The following is a 22,641-nucleotide window of genomic DNA, read 5'->3' on the forward strand; positions in this document are numbered from 1 at the left end:
TTGCCTCAGCAGTCCCCGCAGGAGTTGGTCGACCGCGCGCTGGAGGGCCAGCAGCGCGCGGTCGCCCGGCTGATCTCGCTCGTCGAGAGCGGGTCGAAGGACCTGCCGGAGGTCGCCGCGCTGCTCGCCCCGCACACGGGGCGGGCGCAGGTCGTCGGTCTGACGGGCTCGCCGGGCGTCGGCAAGTCCACCACCACGTCCGCGCTGGTCGCGGCGTTCCGGGAGCAGGGCAAGCGGGTCGGCGTGCTCGCTGTCGACCCGTCGTCGCCCTTCTCCGGCGGCGCGCTGCTCGGCGACCGGGTCCGGATGGGCGACCACGCGATCGACGAGGGCGTGTTCATCCGGTCCATGGCGACCCGGGGGCACCTGGGCGGGCTGGCCTGGGCGACCCCGCAGGCGCTGCGGGTGCTCGACGCCGCGGGCTGCGACGTCGTGCTCGTCGAGACGGTCGGGGTCGGCCAGTCCGAGGTCGACGTCGTCTCGCTCGCCGACACCACGGTCGTGTTGCTCGCGCCCGGGATGGGCGACGGCGTGCAGGCCGCCAAGGCCGGGATCCTCGAGATCGCGGACGTGTTCGTGGTCAACAAGGCGGACCGCGAGGGCGCCGACCAGACCGTCCGCGACCTGCGCTACATGATGTCGCTCGGTGAGCGGCGGGACGCCTGGAAGCCACCGGTGTGCCGGACGGTCGCGGCCCGTGGCGAGGGCGTCGACGAGGTCGCCGGGGCGATCGACGAGCACCGGGCCTGGCTGGAGTCCTCCGGCGAGGGTCCGCGGCGGCGCCGGCGGCGGGCGGAGAACGAGATCGAGGCGATCGGGCTGGAGAAGGTCCGCGCGCGGCTCGGCGACGTCCGCGGCGGGGCCGCCCTCGAGGCGCTGGCCGAGAAGGTCGTGGCCGGCACGCTGAGCCCCTACGCGGCGGCGGACGAGCTCCTCGACTCCCTGTGAGTGGCGATAGTCGCCATGGCGACTATCGCCACTCACAGGGGTCAGCGGAAGTCGCCGGAGGCCGAGCGGATGCGGCCGAGCAGGTCGAAGAGCGTGGCCTTGCCCTCCGCGTCGAGTCCCACCAGCCCGAAGTCGACGGCGGTGACGGACTTGGTGGCCTGCTCCAGGCGCTCCAGCCCGTCCGGCGTGATCTCGACCAGCGTCGCCCGCCGGTCCGTGGGGTGCGGGGTCCGGCGTACCAGCCCGTCCGCCTGCAGCCGGTCGACGATGTTCGTGACGCTGGTCGGGTGCAGCTGCAGCCGCTCGCCCATCACCCGCATCGGCAGCTTCTTGGCCCGCGAGAAGCTCAGCAGCACCAGCGCCTCGTAGCGGGCGAAGGTGAGGTTGTGCGGCTTGAGCGCGGCGTCGACGGCCGACAGCAGGATCTGCTGCACGCGCATCACGCTGGTGACGGCGGCCATGGTGTCCGACGGGCCGATGCGCTCGGCCCAGAGCTCCGCCGCCCGGTCGATCGGGTCGAAGGGGAGCGGGTCGCGCGAGGCCATGGCCACGCACGCTAGCAGGGCGGACACCCGCGGCCCGAGATCATGGGGCAGGCTGGCGGCATGCTCGTAGCGTTCAGCATCGCGCCGTCCGGCAGCTCCTCCGACGACGGGAGCGTGGGCGACGCCGTCGCCGAGGCCGTCCGCGTGGTCCGGGAGTCCGGGCTGCCCAACGAGACGACGTCCATGTTCACCACCATCGAGGCCGAGACCTGGGACGAGGCGATGGCCGTGGTGGGCCGCGCGGTCGAGGCCGTGCAGGCCCGGTCCCCGCGGGTGAGCCTGGTGCTCAAGGCCGACATCCGCCCGGGGTACACCGGCCAGCTCAGCGCGAAGGTGGAGCGGATCGAGAAGGCGCTCGGCTCGGATGGCTGACCCGGCGTTCCTGCTCCTGCACGGGGCCTGGCACCGCGGGTCGAGCTGGACGCCGCTGCAGGAGGAGCTGCGGGCCCGGGGGCGCAGCTCGGTGGCTCCGGACCTGCCGGCCGACGAGCCGGGGGCGGGCGCCGCCGAGTACGCCGCGGCGGCGCTCGCCGCGGCGCCGGCCGAGGGGCCGGTCGTGGTCGTCGGGCACTCGCTCGGCGGACTCACCGCGCCGCTGGTCGCCGCCGAGCTCGGCCCGCGGACGCGTGCCCTGGTGCTGGTCGCGGCGATGCTCCCGGCGCCCGGCCGGGCGCACAACGACCTGCTCCGCGAGGACCGCACGATCATGGCCCCGGGGTTCGGCCCCGGCCAGGAGCGCGGCCCGGGCGGCACGACGAGCTGGCCGGCAGAAGCCGCCGAGGCGTCGCTGTACGCCGGGGTGGCCCAGGAGCTGGGCGCGCCGGACCTCGTGCGGGAGGCGGTCGCGGGCCTCCGCCCGCAGGCGTGGGCGATCGGCAAGGAGGTCACGCCGCTGGCCGCGTGGCCGGCGGTGCGGACGGTGTTGGTCGTCTGCGCGCAGGACCGCGTGGTGAACCCGGAGACCTCCCGCCGGCTGGCCGCCGACCTGGGCTTCGAGGTCCGCGAGCTGCCCGGTGGGCACTTCCCGATGCTCACCCGCCCGGCCGAGCTGGCCGACCTGCTCGTCGGCCTGTGACGCACCCTCACGACCGGCGGGAGCCCCCGCCGGCCGTCGTGCGGGGTCGGTCAGGCGATGTTGAGCGTGAAGAAGAAGACGCCGACGAGGATCGCGGCGAAGCCCAGCCCCATCGCGATCTTGGCGAGCTTCGCGGTGTCCGGGTTGCGGACCGCGGCGACGCCGACACCGAGGGCCGCGAGCCCGCCGACCCAGCCGACGATCGAGATCGGGCTGGCGACCAGCGCGACGATGCCGATGATCAGCGCGACCTTGCCCAGCACGGGGTTCTGCTCGCGCGCGGTCTTCCTGCGGGCCTCCGCCAGCAGGCGGTCGGCGACGGTGTTCTCCTGGCTCATCAGATCCTCCGGTCAGGGGGACGGTCCCGGCGCGGATCCGTCCGGCGTGCACGCACGTGACGCGACGTCACTTCCGTGAGGTCAACGAGCGCACGCCGCCGCTGGTGCTCCGCCGGTCCGGTGATCGGCGCGTCCGCGACCGCGGACCGCGGGTGCGCGCCGCCACCGGATCGGCGCAACGCCGGGCGCTGGATCGACGATGGTCGGACGTCCTACGGTCGTGGGGGGAACGAGGACGGGAGGCGCCATGACGACCGGGACCACCGCTGCGACCAGCACGGACGCCGCCGGCGAGGAGCACCGGGCGCGCCGGCTGTGGCGCGCGCTGGAGCCGTTGCACGCGGTGACCTACTTCGCGCCGGAGGCGCGCTCGGCGGGGGAGTCGCTGGGCCTGCGGGGCTTCTGGCGCGGCTACTTCGGGCAGCGCGCCGCACCGCTCGGGCCGGTTCCGGCCGAGGTCGTGACCGCGCTGTTCTACAACTTCGCGCCCGGGTTCGTCGCCCGCTCGGTGCCCGAGGTCTGGTCGGTCGCCACGCCCGCGCAGCTGCTCGACGCCCGGCTGGCGGCCGTCGACGCCGCCCTGCGCCGCGCGCTCGGCGAGCTCACCGGGTCCGCCGACGTCGCCGAGGCGGCCGAGCTGGCGCGCACGGCCGCGACCTCCGTGTCGACGGCCGGGCGGGCGCTCGCCGCCGCCAACGCCGCCCTGCCGTGGCCGGACGCGCCGCACCTCGTCCTCTGGCAGGCCCAGACGGTCCTGCGCGAGCAGCGGGGAGACGGGCACGTCGCCGCCCTGGTGAGCGCGGGCGTCGACCCCGTGGAGGCGCTGGTGGTGTTCGCGGGCGCCCAGGGCCTGCCGGGCGACTGGCTGCGCGAGCGGCGCGGCTGGACCGTCGAGGAGTGGGAGGCCGCGCGGGCCCGGCTCAGCGACCGGGGCCTCGTCGAACCGAACGCCGGGGAGACCGTGACCGACACCGTGCTCACCGACGCGGGGCGGGAGCTCTGCGCCGAGGTCGAGGCCCGCACGGACGCGCTCGCCGACCAGGCCTGGCGCGCCCTCGGCGACGCCCGGGCCGAGCGTCTGGTCGGGCTGGCGGGACCCCTGGTGGAGCGGGTCCTCGCCGCGGGCGACTTCCTGCCGCAGAACCCGATGGGCATGCGCCCGCTCGTGGCGGCCGGCCCCGGCTGATCCGCCGGCACCCGAGGGGACGGGCGACGGGCGGGCCGGGTGGCGATCGTGCCAGGATGGACGGCGTGTCGCGACCCGATCCTCGTCAGGCAGCCCAGACGGCGGCCCTGTCGTCCGCGTTGGCGGGCGCCGTCGATCTCTCCGCGCTGAAGGCCCGTTCGGAGGCCGCGGCCCGCCAGCAGGCGGCGGGCGGCGCCCAGGGCGGGGCCCCGGCGGCCTCCCCCGACGGTGGCGGCGGTGGCGGGTACGTCATCGACGTCACCGAGCAGAGCTTCCAGCGGGACGTGCTCGAGGCGTCCCTGCAGGTGCCGGTGATCGTCGACCTCTGGGCCACCTGGTGCGAGCCCTGCAAGCAGCTCTCGCCGGTCCTGGAGCGCCTCGCGAACGCGAGCGGCGGCGCCTGGCTCCTCGCGAAGGTCGACGTCGACGCCAACCAGCGGATCGCGCAGGCCTTCGGCGTGCAGTCGATCCCGATGGTGGTCGCGGTCGTCGCGGGTCAGCCGGTCGACGCGTTCCAGGGCGCCCTGCCCGAGCCGCAGGTCAAGGACTGGATCGCCCGGATCCTCGACGCCCTGCGCGACCGCATGCCCGCGATCGCCGAGGGCGAGCGCCGGGCGGCCGCGGGCGGCACGGCCGCGCCCGAGGAGGAGCCGGAGGACCCGCGCTTCACCGAGGCCGAGGACGCGCTCGAGCGCGGTGACTACGCCGAGGCCGAGGCCGCCTACCAGCGGATCCTCGACCAGGAGCCGGCCAACGAGATGGCGCTGGCCGCGCTCTCGCAGGTGCGCTTCCTGGCCCGGGCCGAGCAGGCGGACCCGTCGGCGATCGCCCGGGCCGACGCCGCACCCGACGACGTCGACGCCCAGCTCGCCGCGGCGGACGCCGAGGTCGCCCAGGACCGGGCCGAGTCGGCCTTCGGGCGCCTGGTCGCCGCGGTCGGCCGGACCTTCGGGGACGACCGGGAGAAGGTCCGCAGCCACCTCGTCGGGCTGTTCGAGCTGTTCCCGGCGGACGACCCGCGGGTGAGCACCGCCCGTCGCGCCCTGGCCCGCGCGCTGTTCTGAGCGCGGGGCGCGCGGCCGGGAGGGATCCCGGCCGACTACGGTCGGCAGCCGTGTCGACGACCAGCCCGCAGCCCGTCGCCGATCCGCCGCGGCCCCCGGCCCGGCGGTGGACGGCCGCCCGCGTCGGCGCGGCCGTGCTCGCGGTGGCGGCGCTCGCGCTGACCGCCGTGCTGCACGCCACGCACCACAACCTGCTGGTCCTCGGCCTGTCGTCGACGGACATGCGGGAGCTGCACGCGGACTTCGACACGTTCTGGCATTCCGCCGTCGCGCTCACCCAGGGCGGCGACATCTACGAGACGCCGGCGAAGCTGCGCAACCTCAACCCGCCGCTGCTCAGCCTGCTGCTGGCCCCGCTCGCGGGTCTCGACGTGGTCGTCGCGTACCGGGTGTTCGCCGCGGTCACCCTGCTGCTGATCGCCGGCGCGGTGCTGCTGGTGTGCCGGGAGCTGCGGTTGCCGTGGTGGTGGACGGCGGGCGCCACGCTGGCGATGCTCGCGTCCTCGCCCCTGCACGGCACGCTCTACCTCGGCCAGATCTACGGGCTGCTGCTGGTCGGGCTGGTCGCGGGCTGGATCGCCGAGCGCCGCGGGCACCCGCTGCTCGCCGGCGTGCTCTACGGCGTCACGGTCGCGCTCAAGCCCTCGCTCGCCCCGGTCCTGCTGCTCCCCGCCGTGCAGCAGCGGTGGCGGCCGTTTTTTGCGGGGGTCGGCGGCGCCGTCGTCGCGACCCTCGTGGGTGCGCTGGCCGCGGGGCCGTCGAGCGCCCTGGAGTGGCTGCGGATCGGGTTCGGCGAGCCGGTGCCCGACGTCCTGGACAACGCCGCCCTGCCCGGCGAGGCGCTGCGCCTGGGACTGCCGTCGGGCGTCGGGACGGTGCTGGGGCTCGTCGCGCTGGTCGGCACCCTGGTCTGGCTCGCGCGCCGCTCCCGCACCGGCACGGTGGACCCGGGCGGCACGGCACCGTGGGCGGTGATCGCGGCGGGCCTGCTGATGTCGCCCATCTCCTGGCACAACTACCTGCTGCTGCTGTGGCCGGGCGTGCTCGCCGTGGTGGCGGCGTCGGCGGCGGGCAGCGTGCGCCGGGCGTGGGTGGCCGCGCTGCTGGCGTTGCCGCTGGTCCCCGTCTCCTGGGGCGAGCTGTGGACGCCGGACGACCCGTGGACGCCGCTCGGCCGCAGCCTCTACTGCGCGATCCTTCTGGCCTACTGGGTCACGCTGCTCCGCAACGCTGACCGCACTATGGAACCATAACGCGCATTTTCGGACGCTGTTTCCGCAGTACGGTTCCATAACGCCGAAAAGGACGCGGGCGAGCAGCAGTATGGTTCCATAACGCCGACATGGCGGTCTGTGGCAAGCGTTAGGGAACCATACTGCCGCCGGTCAGACGTCGCGGGAATCCTCGTCGGCGGGGCCGACCTCGGGCTGGACGCCCCGCACCAGGTCCGGGGTGTGGGCGGCGCCGGCGGGCGGTGCCTCGACGGCCGGCTCGGTGGCGGCGGACTGGACGGGCCGCTTCGGGTGCACCGGGCCGCCCGTCTCCTCCGGCACCAGCCAGAGCACGCCCGCCGGGGGCAGCCGCAGGACGGCCGACGCCGGACGCCCGTGCCACGCGGCCCGCTCGGCCTCGACCCCGCCCAGGTTGCCCACGCCGGAGCCGCCGTAGTTCTCGGCGTCCGTGTTGACCAGCTCGCGCCACTTGCCCGCGAAGGGCAGCCCCACGCGGTAGTTCTCCTTCGGCTGGCCGGAGAAGTTCGCGATGCAGGCCAGGACCGCCGGGCGGCCGTCGTGGTCGGTGCCCTGCCGCAGGAAGCTCAGCACGTTGCCCGCGGCGTCGTTGGCGTCGATCCACGAGAAGCCCTCGGGCGAGTGGTCCGCGGTCCACAGCGCCGGGTGGTCCCGGTAGGTGCGGTTGAGGTCGCCGACGAGGGTCTTGATGCCGCCGTGCAGCCGGTTGCCGAGCAGGTCCCAGTCGAGCGAGCGCTCCTCCGACCACTCGCGGACCTGGCCGAACTCCTGGCCCATGAACAGCAGCTGCTTGCCCGGGTGCGCCCACATGAACGCGAGCAGCGCGCGGACGTTGGCGGCCTTGTTCCAGTCGTCGCCCGGCATCCGGGTCCACAGCGAGCCCTTGCCGTGCACGACCTCGTCGTGGCTGATCGGCAGGACGTAGTTCTCGCTGAACGCGTACATCAGCGAGAAGGTCATCTGGTTGTGGTGGTAGCTGCGGTGCACGGGGTCGCGCCCGATGTAGTCGAGCGTGTCGTGCATCCAGCCCATGTTCCACTTGAACCCGAAGCCGAGCCCGCCCATGTAGGTGGGCCGCGTGACGCCCGGCCACGCCGTGGACTCCTCGGCGATCGTGACGACGCCGGGGTGCTCCCGGTAGACCGTCGCGTTCATCTCCTGCAGGAAGGAGACGGCCTCGAGGTTCTCCCGGCCGCCGTACTGGTTGGGCAGCCACTGCCCGTCCGGCCGCGAGTAGTCGAGGTAGAGCATCGAGGCCACGGCGTCCACCCGCAGCCCGTCGATGTGGAACTCCTCGAGCCAGTACAGCGCGTTGGCGACCAGGAAGTTGCGCACCTCGCGACGGCCGAAGTCGAACACGAGCGTGCCCCAGTCCGGCTGCTCGCCGCGGCGCGGGTCGGCGTGCTCGTACAGCGGCGAGCCGTCGAAGCGGGCCAGCGCCCACTCGTCCCGCGGGAAGTGCGCGGGCACCCAGTCGACGATCACGCCGTAGCCGTGCCGGTGCAGCGTGTCGACGAAGTACCGGAAGTCGTCCGGGGTGCCGAAGCGGGAGGTCGGGGCGTAGTAGCCGGAGACCTGGTAGCCCCAGGAGCCGCCGAACGGGTGCTCCGCCACCGGGAGCAGCTCGACGTGGGTGAAGCCGGTCTCGTCCAGGTACTCGACGAGCTGGTCGGCGATCTCGCGGTAGCCGTTGCCCTGCCGCCACGAGCCGATGTGCAGCTCGTAGACGCTCATGGGCTCGGCGTGCGGCTGGCGGACGGCGCGTGCGGCCATCCACTCCTCGTCGCCCCACTCATGGGTGGCGGCGGTGACCACGGACGCCGTCGCGGGCGGGACCTCGGTGGCGAACGCCAGCGGGTCCGCCTTGTCACGCCACACGCCGTCGCGGCCCAGGATCCGGTACTTGTACCGCGTCCCGACGCCCACGTCGGGCACGAAGATCTCCCAGACGCCGGCGCTGCCGAGCGAGCGCATCGGGTGCGCCCAGCCCGCCCAGCCGTCGAAGTCGCCGGTCACGCGCACGCCCTGGGCGTTGGGCGCCCAGACGGCGAAGCTGGTGCCGATGACCTGGCCGTGGGCGGTGTCGTAGGTGCGCACGTGCGCACCGAGCACGTCCCAGAGCCGCTCGTGGCGGCCCTCGCCGATCAGGTGGAGGTCGACCTCGCCGAGGGTCGGGAGCCAGCGGTACGGGTCGTCCGTGACGTCGACGCGGTCGCCGTAGCGGACGCGGATCTTGTAGTCCCCACCCGGCCCGTCGACGACGCCGGAGAACAGGCCGGCGTCGTGCACCTTGACGAGCGGGTGCGCGTCGTCCGGGTCGCCGCCGCGCAGCACCCACACCTCGTCGGCGTGCGGGCGCAGCACGCGGACGACGGTGCCGCCGCCGGCCGTCGGGTGCGCGCCCAGCACCCCGTGGGGGTTGTGGTGGGCACCACCCAGGAGCCGGTCGGTCGTCGCCTGGTCCGGGGGGCAGGGGTCGATCGTGCGGGTGTCCTCGTGTGCCACCCCGAAACCCTATTGCGGACCGCTCGGACGCGCCCACTGTGGTCCGCCGAACGGGTTGTGGCCCTAGATCAAACCTCTTCGGCCGGACTTCTCGACGGGGACGGCGGGTCAGCCGGCCGCCGCCCGGGCGAGCGCGGATCGGAACCCGGCGAGGTCGTCCACCCGGGTCTTGAGGATCTCCACCACCCGGGAGTCGTCGATCGTCGCGTACCCGTGGACGAGCAGGTTCCGGAAGCGCGCCGTGTCGCGGAGCGTGGCCGCGGTCGCGGCGGGAAGGAGGCCGGCCTCGGCCAGTGCGGAGAAGACGTCGGCGTAGTCCAGCGGAGCGCGCAGCCCCTCGGAGGCCACGATGTGCCGCCCCAGGTCGACGCAGACCTCGATCGCGACGACGAACCGGTACTTGACCGCCGCGAGGAGGTCCTCGTCCCCGAGGAGCTCGTCGGCCGACCTCCCGGAGAGCCTGCGGAGGGCCTCGATCTCGAGGCCCAGACGGTGGAGCATCGTCTGGACGCGAAGCAGGTCGACCACGCTCAACCCCGTCCCTCGGCGGCCCGAGCGACCAACTCGCGGTCGAGCGGTGCGGCCCAGATCTCGACGTCGTCGGCCATCCGCCCGGTCACCGACTCCCACTCGACCCGGAACGGCTCGTCCCGGCTGTAGAGCACCACGCGGCCGCGGAGGACACGGCCGAGGAAGCGGAGGGGTGCGCCGTCGAGGACCGTCACCTCGATCCCGCCCACACCCGACGCAGCCGTCAGGGCGTCGGCCACGTGGGACTCGATGCCTGCCGAGGGGCGGTCGAGGAGGAGTCCGACGTCCACGTCGCTGTCGGGACGCGGACGCCCGGTGACGCGGGAGCCGTAGAGGTAGGCCACCCGCACGGGCAGGCCGGGCAGGATCTCCGCGCACGCCGCACGGAGACGCTCGACCAGCTCCGCGTCCGCCTCCATGCGGCCGATCCTAGAGCGAGATGTGCGGGTCGGACTCCGGGTCCGCGGTGTCGACGCCCTTGTCCTGCGCCTCCTCGACCAGCCGCGCGATCGAGGTGAGCGGGATGCTGGCCCACGTGGGACGGGAGCGGGTCTCGTAGACCACTTCGTACACCGCCTTGTCCAGCTCGTAGGCGCGCAGCACCGCGGCCTCGGCCCGCGGGTCCCGCCCGGCGCCGAACGCGTAGCCGTCGCAGAACGCGGAGCGGTTGCGCACGGCCCACTCGTCGGCGCGGCGGAAGAGCTGCTGTTCCTCGTGCTCGTCCGCGTCCGCCAGCGTGACCTGGTGGTAGACGGCGTAGTCGAAGGACCGCAGCATGCCGGCGACGTCCCGCAGCGGCGAGTCCATCCGGGTTCGCTCGGTGAGCGGCGCCGCGGGCTCGCCCTCGAAGTCGATGAGCAGCCAGCCGCGCGGCGTGCGGAGCGTCTGGCCGAGGTGCAGGTCGCCGTGCACGCGTTGGGTGGGGATCTCGCCGGTCAGCGCGTCGTACACCGCGCGGATGCCGTCGACGTGCTCGCCCAGCGCCGGCACCTGCGAGGCGGCCTCGGTCAGCCGGGCGGTGAGCGCGGCCCGCAGCTCGTCCGCGTCCCGCGAGCCCGTGCCCAGCGCCGCGGCCAGCTCCTTGTGCACCACCGCGACGGTCTCGCCGAGCCGCCGCGCCTCGCCGGCGAAGTCCCCGCCGACCTCGTTGGCGTACAGGTCGCCCTCGGCGAACAGGTCCCGCACGCTGGTCAGCGCCATCGCCCAGCCCTCGGCGGAGTTCGACGCGAAGTCCTGCAGCATGCCGAGCGTGGCGGGCTGCCCGTCGAGGGTGCCCTCGACCGCGCCCTGCAGCGACGCCACCTGCTCGCTGCCCTCCCCGCGCAGCGCGCGGTGCAGCTCGAGGTCCGGGTTGAGCCCGGGCGCGACCCGCCGGAACAGCTTGAAGATGCTCTTGTCCCCGTAGGCGACGGAGGTGTTCGACTGCTCCACCCCGAGGATCCGGCCGGAGACGCCGGACGGGATCTCGACACCGGGCTCGGGCACGAACCGGATGTCCCCGTACGTGCGGCCCTCCCGAATCGAGTCGAGCAGGAAGGCCGTGGCCTCGTGGTCCCACATCGCGTCGTACGCGATCCGGTCGCCGACCGCGCCGATCGTGGCGTACTCCAGGTCCGGCGTCGGCTGGTGGCGCCGCCCGGCCAGCAGCTGGTAGTGCTCCGGCGCGCTGCCGTCGGCGAAGGTCACCCGGAGCAGGCACAGGTCGAGGAGCAGCTCGCCCTCGCCGATCAACGGGGTGGAGCCGGCGACCGCGACGGACTCGACGGGCCGGCCCTTCGCCGGGAACCAGCGCTGGCGCGCCAGGTAGTCGGGCAGATGGGCCGGGAGCTCCTCGGCGAGCGCCGTCATGCAGTGTCCTCCGCGGGCTTGATCGAGAACCAGTAGAAGCCGTGCCCGGGCAGGGTGAGCAGGTACGGCAGCTGGCCGATGCGCGGGAACGGCACCCCGCCGGTGAGCTCGTGCGGCACGTGCCCCTCCCAGGCCGAGAGGTCGAGCTCGACCGGCTGCGGGAAGCGGCTCATGTTGTTCACGCACAGGACCGTGTCGTCGCCGTGCGTGCGGGTGTAGGCCAGCACCGACGGGTTCGACCCGCCCAGCTCGTGGAAGTCGCCGAGGCCGAAGGCGTGGTGGCGCTTGCGGACCTCGATCATGTGCCGGGTCCAGTGCAGCAGCGAGGTCGACGAGTTCGACTGCGCCTCGACGTTCACCGCCTGGTAGCCGTACACCGGGTCCATGATCACCGGCAGGTACAGCCGGCCCGGGTCGGCCATGGAGAACCCGGCGTTGCGGTCCGGGGTCCACTGCATCGGGCTGCGCACGGCGTCCCGGTCGCCGAGCCAGATGTTGTCGCCCATGCCGATCTCGTCGCCGTAGTACAGGACCGGCGAGCCGGGCAGCGACAGCAGCAGCGCGGTGAACAGCTCGAGCTGGTTGCGGTCGTTCTCCAGCAGCGGGGCGAGCCGGCGGCGGATGCCGATGTTCGCCTTCATTCGCGGGTCCTTGGCGTACTCCGCGTACATGTAGTCGCGCTCTTCGTCGCTGACCATCTCGAGCGTGAGCTCGTCGTGGTTGCGCAGGAAGATGCCCCACTGCGCGCCCGACGGGATCGGCGGCGTCTGGGCCAGGATCTCCGAGATCGGGAAGCGGTTCTCCCGGCGCACCGCCATGAAGATGCGCGGCATGAGCGGGAAGTGGAAGGCCATGTGGCACTCGTCGCCGCCGACCTCGGCGTCGCCGAAGTACTCCACGACGTCCGACGGCCACTGGTTGGCCTCGGCGAGCATGACCCGGCCCGGGTACTCGTCGTCCATCACCTTGCGGCAGCGCTTGAGGAAGCCGTGCGTCTCGGTGAGGTTCTCGCAGTTCGTGCCGTCCCGCTCGTAGAGGTAGGGCACGGCGTCGAGCCGGAAGCCGTCGATCCCGAGGTCCAGCCAGAACCGCAGGACGTCGATCATCGCCTCCTGCACGGCCGGGTTGTCGTAGTTCAGGTCCGGCTGGTGGGAGAAGAAGCGGTGCCAGTAGAACTGGCCGCGGACGGGGTCGTAGGTCCAGTTCGAGTGCTCGGTGTCGACGAAGATGATCCGCGCCTCGGGGTAGCGCGTGTCCTCGTCCGACCACACGAAGAAGTCCCCGTACGGGCCGTCGGGGTCGCGGCGGGAGGCCTCGAACCAGGGGTGCTGGTCCGACGTGTGGTTCATGACCAGGTCGGTGATCACGCGGATCCCCCGCTTGTGGGCCTCGTCGATGAGCACGACGAAGTCCTCGACGGTGCCGAACTCCGGCAGCACCGCGCGGAAGTCGCGGATGTCGTACCCGCCGTCCCGCAGTGGCGAGTCGTAGAAGGGCGGCAGCCACAGGCAGTCCACGCCGAGCCACTGGATGTAGTCCAGCTTCTCGGTGAGCCCGCGCAGGTCCCCGAAGCCGTCCCGGTTCGAGTCGTTGAACGCCCGGACGAGCACCTCGTAGAAGACCGCCGTCTTGAACCACTGCGGGTCGACCTCGAGGGCGCGCGCGTGCCCGTAGTCCTCGGCATCCGGCTCGTTGACGACGAGCTCGCCGCTGTCCGTCTCGACCGTCTCACTCATCGGTTGCGGACTCTATCCGGGCCGGCCCGGTTTCTCAGGTCGGAGCGGCGCGGACCGACCTCACCCGCCGCCGCCCGACGACGCCGCGACGGTGGCGGCGTGCTGGGAGGCGACGGCCTTGCGGAGGGCCTTCGGGACGGGGCCGGTGCGGGCGGTGAGGGCCTCGATGCGGTCCTTGCGCTGCTTGCCGTCCGCGCGGCTCACGACGGTGCGCAGGCGGGCCGCGGCGGCCAGGGCGACGGCGGCCGCGTCCTCGTCGGAGATCCCCTCGGGCCGGACGCCGTGCAGGGCGGACCGGGCGGAGTCGGCCAGCCGGCGCACGGCCCGGGTGTCCCGCGGCGTGACGTCGTCGACCGGGAAGATCCCGAGGACCCGGCGCGGCTGTACGCGGACCCACCGGGCCGCCGCCAGCCGGTCGCGCACGAGGCCCCGGGCGTGCCGGGCGCGGTGGCGCACCCAGTGCTGCCAGGTCCGCGGCCGCCCGCTCGCGGCGACCTCCTCGAGCACCAGGGCGAGCAGCGGGTCCTGCGGCGCCCGCACGTGGGGGACGGCGACGGCCTTGCCGTCCTCGTCGCGCAGGGCGCCGGCGGCCAGCAGCTCGGTCAGCGCGGCGGCCCGCAGCAGCAGGCCGCGCTCGCCGGAGCCGGTGAACCGCTTGCGCTGCGGGTCCCAGCTGAGCAGGTAGAGCCGCTCGGGCAGGGAGATCGGGGTGGTCGGCACGGGGTCACCTCCGGGTCGGTGTGGGCTCAGCCGTCGGGCCGGTCCCCGGCATCGGGCTCCCGCTCCTCCCGCCGGGGCCGCCCGGGGCGGCGCATCGGCGCCGCCGCCCCGGGCAGCCGGCCGGCGTCGGCCAGCGCCCGGCGGAGCAGGAACTCGATCTGGGCGTTGGTGCTGCGCAGCTCGTCGTCGGCCCACCGGACGAGCGCGTCGTGCACGGCCGGGTCGAGGCGCAACAGGATCTTCTTGCGCTCGGAGGGCATCCGGTTACGAGTAGAGCGAGCCCGTGTTGACGACGGGCTGGGTGTCGCGGTCGCCGCAGAGCACCACCAGCAGGTTGCTGACCATGCTCGCCTTGCGCTCCTCGTCGAGGTCCACGACGTCCTGCTCGCTGAGCCGGTCGAGGGCCTGCTTGACCATGCCCACCGCGCCCTCGACGATCTGCTCCCGCGCCGCGACGACCGCGCCGGCCTGCTGGCGGCGCAGCATCGCCTGGGCGATCTCGGGGGCGTAGGAGAGCCGGGTGATGCGGGACTCGATCACCGCGACACCGGCCGACTCGACCCGCGCCGCGATCTCCGCCGACAGCCGCCCGGTGATCTCGTCGGCGTTGTCGCGCAGGGAGAGGCCGGGCGCGCCCTGGTTGTCGTACGGGTAGCTGGTGGCGATGTGCCGGACCGCCGTCTCGGACTGGATGGCGACGAACTCCACGAAGTCGTCGACCTCGAAGCTCGCCTTGGCGGTGTCCCGGACCTGCCAGACGACGACCGCGGCGATCTCGATCGGGTTGCCGTCCGCGTCGTTGACCTTGGCCAGCTCGGTCTCGTGGTTCCGGATCCGCGTGGAGATCTTGCGTCGCTGCGTGAACGGGTTGAGCCAGCGGAACCCGCTGGTGCGGATCGTGCCGAGGTAGCGGCCGAACAGCTGGACCACGCGGGCCTCGCCGGGCGCGACGGCGGTGAGTCCGGCCGCGAGCACCAGGCCGACGAGCAGGGCGAACCCGCCCGCCCCGGCGGCCGCGGGCCCGAGCACGCCCGTGAGCGCGAGCAGCGCCACGCCGCCGAGGACGAGCACCAGCACCACCGCGAGCATTCCGAAGCCGCCGGCGCCGGACAGCGGGCGCTCCTCGACGCGCGGCTCGGGCATGTCGGGGAGGTCGCGGGCGGGGAGGACGGGCGGGGCGGCGGGGGAGTCGGGCATGGCGGGCTCCTTTCGTGACATGCCCACCATAGCAAAGTGATATCAGGTTTTGCCAGCGAGCCGCCGAGCCCGTCGGGTCGTCCGGGCCGGAACGCGACGACGCCGGTCCCGCGGATCGCGGAACCGGCGTCGTCGGAAGGGAAAGGGGCTCAGCCCCGGTGCACGCGCAGGATGTGCGCGACGTTCTCCAGCGGCTGCAGCCGCACGTAGTTGCGCTCCTGCCAGCGGAAGATGTCCCCGGTGATCTCGTCGGTGACCGTGAACTGGTCCTGCCAGTCCAGGCCCAGCTCCGGCATGTCGAGCCGGACGAAGCCCTCGCGCACCTCGTGCGAGTTGAGCGTGACGACCACGATCACCGAGTCGCCGCTCGCCGGGTCCGTCTTCGAGTAGACGAGCAGCTCGGGGTTGTCGACCTCGTGGAAGTGGATCTCGCGCAGCTGCTGCAGCGCCGGGTGGGCGCGGCGGATCTCGTTCAGCCGGCCGAGGAAGGGCTCGAGCGAGCGGCCCTCGTTCAGCGCGGCCTGGAAGTCCCGCGGGCGCAGCTCGTACTTCTCGGAGTCGAGGTACTCCTCGCTGCCCGGCTTGACCGGGGTGCCCTCGAACAGCTCGAAGCCTGAGTACACGCCCCAGGTCGGGGACATGGTCGCGGCCAGCACGGCGCGGATCGCGAACATCGCCGGGCCGCCGGTCTGCAGCGACTCGTGGAGGATGTCCGGGGTGTTGACGAAGAGGTTCGGCCGGGCCTCGTCGGCGCGCTCGGCATGCATGAGCGCGAACTCGGCCAGCTCCTCCTTCTCCGTGCGCCAGGTGAAGTAGGTGTAGCTCTGGGTGAAGCCCAGCCGCGCGAGCCCGAACAGCCGGGCGGGGCGGGTGAACGCCTCGGCCAGGAACAGCACGTCGGGGTAGCGCGCCTTGACCTGCCAGATCAGCCAGTGCCAGAAGTTCGGCGGCTTGGTGTGCGGGTTGTCCACCCGGAAGATCCGGACCCCGTGCTCGACCCAGTGCAGCACGACCCGCAGCGCCTCGGCGTAGAGCCCGGCCGGGTCGTTGTCGAAGTTGATCGGGTAGATGTCCTGGTACTTCTTCGGCGGGTTCTCCGCGTAGGCGATCGAGCCGTCCGGCCGCACCGTGAACCACTCCGGGTGGGCCTCGACCCACGGGTGGTCGGGCGCGCACTGCAGCGCGAAGTCGAGCGCGACCTCCATGCCGAGGTCCTTGGCGCGGGCGACGAACGAGTCGAAGTCGTCGATCGTGCCGAGCTCGGGGTCGATCGCGTCGTGCCCGCCGTCGGCGCTGCCGATGGCCCACGGGGAGCCGACGTCGCCGGGCTCGGCGTGCACGGAGTTGTTGCGGCCCTTGCGGTGCACCGTGCCGACCGGGTGGATCGGCGGGAGGTACACGACGTCGAAGCCCATGCCGGCGATCCGGTCGAGCTCCTTGGCCGCGGTGACGAACGAGCCGTGCACGGCGCGGCCGGTCTCGTCCCGCCCGCCGGTGGAGCGGGGGAAGAACTCGTACCAGGAGCCGTACAGCGCGCGCTCGCGGTCGACGTAGACCTGCTGGGTGCGGCCGCGGGTGATCAGCTCGCGCACCGGTCGCTCGGTCATGATCGCGTGCACGGCCGGGAACATCGCCGGGGCGACCCGGGCGTGCAGCGGCAGGGCGGTGTCGCGGAGCGCGTTGGCGGCGCCGAAGAGCAGGTCGCGGTTGGCGCGCTCGCTGGGCCGCCGGCCCACGCGCTGCAGCAGCCGGGCGCCCGTCTCCAGGTCGTTGGCCAGCTCGTCGGCGGTCTGGTGGACCCTCAGCTTGGCCTCGACGGCGTGTCGCCAGGTGGCCCACGGGTCGCTCCAGGCGTCCACGCGGAAGGTCCACAGCCCCGGCTCGTCCGGCACCACGGTGGCGACGAACCGGTCCGTCCCGACCCCGTCGGGCAGCATCCGCACGTGCTCGGCCTGCGCGGTGGAGCCGAGCCGCTTCCACACCACGTTGGCGGCGACGGCGTCGTGCCCCTCGCGCCACACCGTGGCGCGGACGGGGATCACCTCGCCGACCACGGCCTTGCTGGGATGACGGCCGTCGCCCACCGCGGGACTGACGTCATCGATCCCGAGCCGACCGGTCATCGACAGCACCCCCGCGTTCGTCGTCGGATTGCGCACACGGAAGCCCCGCCATCGTGTGCGTCACAACCGTACCTACCCCGTCCACCGCTGCGCGTAACGGGATCGGGCGTGGCGACACGGGTTCACATGCTCTTCACCGAGCCGTCGTGACCGCCCGGCGACCCGCCGTCGGCGAGCGGTCGGTCCGGCTGCTCAGCGTGACCGGCCGCTGGTGCGCCCGGGTGGGAGACCACCCGTTCGAGCAGCTCGGCGAGCCGCTCGCGCTCCACCCGATCGAGCGCCCTGGTCAGCGGCGTGGCGGCCGCCAGCCGGGCGCCGACGCGCGCGACCACGGCCTCGCCCTCGGGCGTCGGCCGGGTGACCCGCTGCCGGCGGTCCCCGTCGGCCCGCACGCGTTCGACCAGGCCGCGCTCCGCCAGCTCGCGGGTCAGCGCGGACACCCGGGCGGGGTCGATGCCGAGCGCCGCGGCCAGCCGGCCCTGGGGGACGGGGTCGCGCAGGGTCCGGAGGAACCGGGCCTGGAGCGGGGTGAGGCCCTCGCCCGAGGCGGCCTCGTCGAGCAGGGCGGTGAGGCGGGCGGCGGCGAGGAGGACCGCCTCGCCGGCCCGCCGGCCCGACGGGTCGGGGACCGGGCCGGTCCCAGGGCTCGTCACAGCGCTTCCCGCAGCAGCCCGGCGAGGGCGTCGGCCAGTCCGGCCCGCCAGCAGGCGAGGTCGTGACCGCCGCGGAACTCCCGGTACCGCACCCGGTCGCCGCGGGCCCGCAGCGCGGACCGCAGCCGGCGGGTCGGCTCGCGCAGGACCCACTCCTCCGTCCCGACCTCGAGGTGGACCCCGTGGGTGCGCGGCCCGGCGGGCACCACCGAGGTGAGCCACTCGGCCGCGGCGCCGCCGGCCGGGTTCGGCCACCAGAACGAGCCGGACTGGGACAGCGCGAGTCCGAAGCGCTCCGGCGCGACCTGGGTGGCGTACAGGGCCGTGAGACCGCCGAGGCTCTGCCCGACGACGGCGGTGCGGCCGGGCTCCGCGGACAGCGCACGCTGCTCCCCGGCCCAGCCCAGGACGTCGTCGCGCAGGAAGGCCACGAAGGAAGGGTCGCAGGCGAGCTCGCGCGACCGCTGCGCGAGCGGCCCCGACGCCACGCCCACCGTGCGGACCGGCGGCAGGTCCCCGCGCGCGAGCAGGCCGTCGAGCGCGGCGGGCAGGCCCACCCCGGCCCAGCGCTCGCCGTCGAGCACCACCGCGACCGGGAGCGGCGCGGCAGGATCGGTCCCGGCGGGCTCGTGCAGCCAGACGGCGCGCCCGTCCGGCAGCCGGCCGTCGAGCACGGTGCCGACCCGGCCGGCCGGGCCGTCGAGGGGCGGGAGCGGCGGCGCGCCGGGGAGGGAGACCACCGAGGTGCCGTCGGGCAGGTGCTCGCGCGCGAGCGGATCGGGCCGGGCACGGGCGAGCCCGTCGAAGAAGCGGTGCAGCGCGTCGTGGTCGGCATCGGGCGCCGCGGCCAGTGCGCGGGCCCGCCGCTGCTCGACGGTCGCGGCCTGCGCGGGATCGGGCGTGCCGCCTGCCGCGATCGCGTACGAGGCCCGCCAGTCGCGCGGCATCCGGTGGGTGAGCACCCAGGCGCCGGGCAGCCGCTCGGCGCGGCTCGCGTCGGGGTGGGCGGGATCGGCGATCTTGTTGGGCAGCACCAGGACGTCGGTGAGGCCCGGGGCGTCGGGCACCACGAACGTGACGGCGCAGGTGCCGTCGCCCAGGTCGTCGACGAGCGGGGTGCCGGTCGCGCGGACCGCCGCCAGGAACGCGGCCCGGTCCCCGGTGCGCAGCAGCCCGGCGACCAGGGGCGAGCACGCCGGGTCGAGGCGTCCGGGCGGCGCGGGCCGGGCGGCCTGCGGCGGGACCGTCAGGGCGAGCGGGCCGGGCGGCGGCGACGGGATTGACACAAGGCTAGGTTTACCTAATAGTCCTGGCAATGCAGCAAGTACCCCGCGCGGTGGTCGCGGTCCTGGTCGCGGCCCTGGCCCTGGTGGCCGCGTGCTCCTCGCCCGCGCAGGCACCGTCGGCGGCCCCCGCGACGACCGACGCCCCGGCCACAAGGACGGTCACCCACGCGCTCGGGACCACCGGGATCCCGGCCTCCCCGGCCCGCGTGGTCTCGGCGAGCGTCACGATGACCGGCCCGCTGCTCGGGCTCGACGTGCCCGTGGTCGGGACCGGGACGACCCGGCCGGGCGGGGTCGCCGACCCCAACGGCTTCTTCCTGCAGTGGGCCGGCCAGGCCGTCGACCGCGGTGTCGCGGGCCTCGGCGGCCCGACCGTGCGCGTCGAGTCGGTGGCCGCCCAGCAGCCCGACGTGATCGTCGGCAGTGCCGTGGGTGCGGACGCCGTCACGCCCGAGATCTACGCGCAGCTCAGCGCGATCGCGCCGACGATCGTCCTCGACCACAGCCGGCTCTCCTGGCAGGAGCTGTCCGCGCAGCTGGGCCGGGACCTCGGGCGGGAGGCCCAGGCGACCGCGGCCGAGCAGGAGTACACCGCCCGGGCCTCCGCGGTCGGCGCCGGGCTGGACACGAGCCGCGAGGCGGTGGCCATGACCGTCACCGACAACGGGTTCAACGTGTTCACGGCGGAGTCGGCCCAGGGCAGGCTGCTGACCGGGCTGGGGCTGCGGCTCAAGGCGGTCGCGCCGAGCGGGGCGTCGGGCCTGGGCGGGTCGGAGGTGCGCCGGGACGTCGTGCCGGTGGCGGGGGAGAACGCGGGCATCTTCGGCGACGCCTCCCTGTTCTTCGTCAACGCGACGGACGAGGACGTGGCCGGCTACCGGACCGCCCAGCCGGTGCTCGGGTCGTTGCCGGCCTTCGCCGAGAACCGGGTCCACGCGCTCGGCCCGGAGTCCTTCCGGCTCGACCGCTTCAGCGCCGCCGCGGTGCTGGACCGCCTGGAGCAGCAGGGCTCGTGACACCCGCTGGATCGGTCACCGTACCGATCCCGTACTAGTCTCCGCCCCCGTGAGAGCCCTCCGCCGCTTCACCGTCCGCGCACAGTTGCCCGAACGGCTGGCCCCGCTGCAGACCCTGGCGACCAACCTGCGGTGGAGCTGGCACCCGGCCACCCGCGAGCTGTTCGCCACGCTCGACCCCGCCGCGTGGGAGCGCTCGGGGGAGGACCCGGTGCGGCTGCTCGGCGAGATCCCGACCGCGCGGCTGACCGAGCTGGCCGAGGACACCGAGCTGGTCCAGACCGTCGCCGGCCTGGCCGCCGACCTGGAGCGGTACCTCACCGAGGACCGCTGGTACCAGGGCGAGGAGGGCCTGCCCGCGGGCATCGCCTACTTCTCCATGGAGTTCGGCGTGTCCGAGGTGCTGCCGAACTACTCGGGCGGCCTCGGCGTGCTGGCCGGCGACCACCTGAAGGCCGCGTCGGACCTCGGGGTGCCGCTGATCGGCGTCGGGCTGCTCTACCAGTCCGGGTACTTCCGCCAGTCGCTCTCGCTCGACGGCTGGCAGCTCGAGCACTACCCCGTCCTCGACCCACAGGGCCTGCCGCTGCAGCTGCTCACCGGGGCCGACGGGGCGCCGGCGATCGTCGAGGTCGCCATGCCCGAGGGCCGCACGCTGGCCGCGCGGGTGTGGCAGGCCGCCGTCGGGCGGGTGCCGCTGCTGCTGCTCGACGCGGACATCGAGGCCAACGACGCCGACCTGCGGACCGTCACCGACCGGCTCTACGGCGGCGACCAGGACCACCGCATCAAGCAGGAGATCCTCATCGGCGTCGGCGGCGTCCGGGCGGTCCGGGCGTACTGCGCCGCGACCGGCCACCCGGAGCCCGAGGTCTTCCACACCAACGAGGGCCACGCCGGCTTCCTCGGCCTCGAGCGCATCCGCGAGCTGCAGTCGTCGAAGCGCCTCGACTTCGACCAGGCGCTGTCCGCGGTCCGCTCCGGCACCGTGTTCACCACGCACACCCCGGTCCCGGCGGGCATCGACCGCTTCCCGGTCGACCTGGTCCGCCGCTACCTCACCGACGCGCTGCTGCCCGGCCTCCCGACCGACCGGCTGCTCGCGATGGGCGCCGAGGACGACCCGGCCATGTTCAACATGGCGCACATGGGAATGCGGCTCGCGCAGCGGGCCAACGGCGTCTCGAAGCTGCACGGCGAGGTCTCGCGCGGCATGTTCGGCGGCCTCTGGCGCGGGTTCGACGCCGACGAGGTGCCGATCGGCTCGGTCACCAACGGTGTGCACGGGCACACCTGGGAGGCCGCCGAGGTCTCCGGCCTGATCGGCGAGCCAGGGGCGTCGCTCGACCACGTCGGCGACGCCGAGCTGTGGGGTCTGCGCAACGCCCTGCGCGCCCGGCTGGTCGACGAGGTCCGCCGCCGCGTCCGGGCGGCCTGGCTGGAGCGCGGCGCGTCGACGCCGGAGCTCGGCTGGACCGACCACGTCTTCGACCCGGACGTGCTCACCGTCGGGTTCGCCCGCCGCGTGCCGACCTACAAGCGGCTCACGCTGATGCTGCGCGACCCGGCCCGGCTGCGCGACCTGCTGCTCGACCCGCACCGCCCGGTGCAGCTGATCGTCGCCGGCAAGTCCCACCCGGCCGACGACGGCGGCAAGGCGCTGATCCAGCAGATCGTCCGGTTCGCCGACGACCCGGCCGTGCGGCACCGCATCGTGTTCCTGCCGGACTACGACATGTCGATGGCCCGCTACCTGTACTGGGGCTGCGACGTCTGGCTGAACAACCCGCTGCGCCCGCTCGAGGCGTGCGGGACGTCCGGGATGAAGTCGGCGCTCAACGGCGGGCTCAACCTCTCCATCCGCGACGGCTGGTGGGACGAGCTCTACGACGGCGGCAACGGCTGGGCCATCCCCACCGCCGACGGCATCGACGACCCGCACAAGCGGGACGACCTCGAGGCCCAGGCGCTCTACGAGCTGCTCGCCACCCAGGTCGCGCCGGCGTTCTACGAGCGCGACTCGGGGGTGCCGCCGAAGTGGACCGGGCTGGTCCGGCACACCTGGGAGACGCTGCGCCCGCAGGTGCAGGCCACCCGGATGGTCCGCGAGTACGTCGAGAACTGGTACGCGCCCGCCGCCGAGGCCGCCCGGACCGTCACCGCCTCGGACTACGCCGGGGCGAAGGAGATCGCCTCCTACCGGGAGAAGCTGAACACCGCGTGGACGAAGGTGCAGGTCACCGGGGTCGACGCGTCCGGCCTGCCGGACACCCCGGTCGTCGGTGCCCCGATGACCGTGCGCGCGGCGGTCGACCTCGGCGGCCTCTCACCCGAGGACGTGATCGTCGAGGCGATCGTCGGCCGGGTCGACGAGGCGGACGAGCTCGACGACACGGTGCGCGTCGCGATGAAGCACGTCGGCGCCACGGACGGCGCGGACCGGTTCGAGGCCGTGGTCCCGCTGCCGCACGCGGGGCTCGCGGGCTACACGGTCCGGGTCCTCCCGCAGCACCCGCTCCTGGCCTCGCCCGCCGAGCTGGGCAAGGTCGTGCTGGCCTGAACCCCGTGAGTGGCGATAGTCGCTATAGCAGCTATCGCCACTCACGACCGGCGGGGATCG

The 22,641-nt window shown here is 74.1% G+C and carries 21 protein-coding genes; 8 read left to right on the forward strand and 13 right to left on the reverse strand.

Annotated elements, in window-relative coordinates:
- Window positions 1-948, forward strand: a complete 948-nt coding sequence (gene meaB, locus PKE99_RS09770; protein WP_037044764.1) for a methylmalonyl Co-A mutase-associated GTPase MeaB — start codon at window positions 1-3, stop codon at window positions 946-948.
- 41 nt (window positions 949-989) lie between these two features.
- Here meaB and PKE99_RS09775 read toward each other — a convergent pair whose 3' ends face one another.
- Entirely contained in the window at window positions 990-1,493 is a 504-nt protein-coding gene (locus PKE99_RS09775; RefSeq protein WP_037044766.1) for a MarR family winged helix-turn-helix transcriptional regulator, read from the reverse strand.
- 60 nt (window positions 1,494-1,553) lie between these two features.
- Between PKE99_RS09775 and PKE99_RS09780 the strand changes: the two genes are divergently transcribed.
- Together PKE99_RS09780 and PKE99_RS09785 are read left to right on the forward strand one after the other, a co-directional pair.
- Window positions 1,554-1,865, forward strand: coding sequence for a thiamine-binding protein (locus PKE99_RS09780; protein ID WP_037044769.1), 312 nt, complete (start codon window positions 1,554-1,556; stop codon window positions 1,863-1,865).
- Complete coding sequence (locus tag PKE99_RS09785) at window positions 1,858-2,568, forward strand: alpha/beta fold hydrolase (protein WP_037044774.1); 711 nt, start codon at window positions 1,858-1,860, stop codon at window positions 2,566-2,568. The genes PKE99_RS09780 and PKE99_RS09785 overlap by 8 nt, the downstream gene beginning before the upstream one ends.
- A gap of 50 nt (window positions 2,569-2,618) precedes the next feature.
- Here the strand turns inward: PKE99_RS09785 and PKE99_RS09790 are convergent, their stop codons facing one another.
- Window positions 2,619-2,906, reverse strand: coding sequence for a hypothetical protein (locus tag PKE99_RS09790; RefSeq protein ID WP_037044776.1), 288 nt, complete (start codon window positions 2,904-2,906; stop codon window positions 2,619-2,621).
- Window positions 2,907-3,153: 247 nt separating this feature from the next.
- On the opposite strand from PKE99_RS09790, the gene PKE99_RS09795 reads away from it, so the two are divergent.
- The 3 genes from PKE99_RS09795 to PKE99_RS09805 are packed head-to-tail and all read left to right on the forward strand — an operon-like array spanning window position 3,154 to window position 6,409.
- Window positions 3,154-4,092 (forward strand): SCO6745 family protein, encoded by a 939-nt coding sequence (locus tag PKE99_RS09795; RefSeq protein ID WP_051737283.1) that lies wholly within the window; start codon window positions 3,154-3,156, stop codon window positions 4,090-4,092.
- A gap of 56 nt (window positions 4,093-4,148) precedes the next feature.
- A complete protein-coding gene (locus PKE99_RS09800) occupies window positions 4,149-5,156 on the forward strand; it encodes a tetratricopeptide repeat protein (RefSeq protein ID WP_197040582.1) in 1,008 nt (335 codons plus the stop codon).
- 50 nt (window positions 5,157-5,206) lie between these two features.
- The gene (locus PKE99_RS09805) at window positions 5,207-6,409 is read left to right on the forward strand and encodes a glycosyltransferase family 87 protein (RefSeq protein ID WP_037044779.1); all 1,203 of its coding nucleotides are present in this window, start codon (window positions 5,207-5,209) and stop codon (window positions 6,407-6,409) included.
- A 132-nt stretch (window positions 6,410-6,541) separates the two neighbouring features.
- On the opposite strand, the gene glgB is transcribed toward PKE99_RS09805, so the two are convergent.
- The 11 genes from glgB to PKE99_RS09860 all read right to left on the reverse strand — a co-directional run bounded on the left by glgB (window position 6,542) and on the right by PKE99_RS09860 (window position 19,005).
- Window positions 6,542-8,911 carry a 1,4-alpha-glucan branching protein GlgB gene (gene glgB, locus PKE99_RS09810; protein ID WP_231498176.1) on the reverse strand — a complete coding sequence of 790 codons (2,370 nt, stop codon included), beginning with the start codon at window positions 8,909-8,911 and terminating at the stop codon, window positions 6,542-6,544.
- 108 nt (window positions 8,912-9,019) lie between these two features.
- Window positions 9,020-9,439, reverse strand: coding sequence for a type VII toxin-antitoxin system HepT family RNase toxin (gene hepT / locus PKE99_RS09815; RefSeq protein WP_051737284.1), 420 nt, complete (start codon window positions 9,437-9,439; stop codon window positions 9,020-9,022).
- Window positions 9,440-9,441: 2 nt separating this feature from the next.
- Entirely contained in the window at window positions 9,442-9,861 is a 420-nt protein-coding gene (locus PKE99_RS09820; RefSeq protein WP_051737285.1) for a nucleotidyltransferase domain-containing protein, read from the reverse strand.
- Window positions 9,862-9,871: 10 nt separating this feature from the next.
- Window positions 9,872-11,290 carry a maltokinase N-terminal cap-like domain-containing protein gene (locus PKE99_RS09825; RefSeq protein WP_051737286.1) on the reverse strand — a complete coding sequence of 473 codons (1,419 nt, stop codon included), beginning with the start codon at window positions 11,288-11,290 and terminating at the stop codon, window positions 9,872-9,874.
- Entirely contained in the window at window positions 11,287-13,026 is a 1,740-nt protein-coding gene (treS, locus tag PKE99_RS09830; protein WP_037044780.1) for a maltose alpha-D-glucosyltransferase, read from the reverse strand. The genes PKE99_RS09825 and treS overlap by 4 nt, the downstream gene beginning before the upstream one ends.
- Before the next feature lie 60 nt (window positions 13,027-13,086).
- A complete protein-coding gene (locus tag PKE99_RS09835) occupies window positions 13,087-13,746 on the reverse strand; it encodes a GOLPH3/VPS74 family protein (protein ID WP_037044782.1) in 660 nt (219 codons plus the stop codon).
- A 26-nt stretch (window positions 13,747-13,772) separates the two neighbouring features.
- On the reverse strand, window positions 13,773-14,006 hold the full coding sequence (locus PKE99_RS09840) for a type II toxin-antitoxin system antitoxin (RefSeq protein WP_037044785.1): 234 nt from the start codon (window positions 14,004-14,006) through the stop codon (window positions 13,773-13,775).
- Window positions 14,007-14,010: 4 nt separating this feature from the next.
- Window positions 14,011-14,943 carry an SPFH domain-containing protein gene (locus tag PKE99_RS09845; RefSeq protein ID WP_156067474.1) on the reverse strand — a complete coding sequence of 311 codons (933 nt, stop codon included), beginning with the start codon at window positions 14,941-14,943 and terminating at the stop codon, window positions 14,011-14,013.
- Between the two features lie 149 nt (window positions 14,944-15,092).
- Window positions 15,093-17,066: an alpha-1,4-glucan--maltose-1-phosphate maltosyltransferase gene (locus PKE99_RS09850; RefSeq protein ID WP_037045069.1), complete on the reverse strand. Its 1,974-nt coding sequence runs from the start codon at window positions 17,064-17,066 to the stop codon at window positions 15,093-15,095.
- 122 nt (window positions 17,067-17,188) lie between these two features.
- Window positions 17,189-17,719 (reverse strand): MarR family winged helix-turn-helix transcriptional regulator, encoded by a 531-nt coding sequence (locus PKE99_RS09855; protein WP_051737287.1) that lies wholly within the window; start codon window positions 17,717-17,719, stop codon window positions 17,189-17,191.
- Entirely contained in the window at window positions 17,716-19,005 is a 1,290-nt protein-coding gene (locus PKE99_RS09860) for an alpha/beta hydrolase-fold protein (protein ID WP_051737288.1), read from the reverse strand. Before PKE99_RS09860 ends, PKE99_RS09855 begins: the two co-directional genes overlap by 4 nt.
- A 29-nt stretch (window positions 19,006-19,034) precedes the next feature.
- Between PKE99_RS09860 and fepB the strand changes: the two genes are divergently transcribed.
- Together fepB and glgP are read left to right on the forward strand one after the other, a co-directional pair.
- Window positions 19,035-20,021 (forward strand): Fe2+-enterobactin ABC transporter substrate-binding protein, encoded by a 987-nt coding sequence (fepB, locus tag PKE99_RS09865; protein ID WP_063739732.1) that lies wholly within the window; start codon window positions 19,035-19,037, stop codon window positions 20,019-20,021.
- 49 nt (window positions 20,022-20,070) lie between these two features.
- On the forward strand, window positions 20,071-22,581 hold the full coding sequence (glgP, locus tag PKE99_RS09870) for an alpha-glucan family phosphorylase (RefSeq protein ID WP_037044789.1): 2,511 nt from the start codon (window positions 20,071-20,073) through the stop codon (window positions 22,579-22,581).
- The last annotated feature ends 60 nt before the right edge of the window (window positions 22,582-22,641 follow it).

Origin of the sequence: Pseudonocardia halophobica, assembly GCF_027922425.1 — a bacterium.
GTDB lineage: Bacteria > Actinomycetota > Actinomycetes > Mycobacteriales > Pseudonocardiaceae > Pseudonocardia > Pseudonocardia halophobica.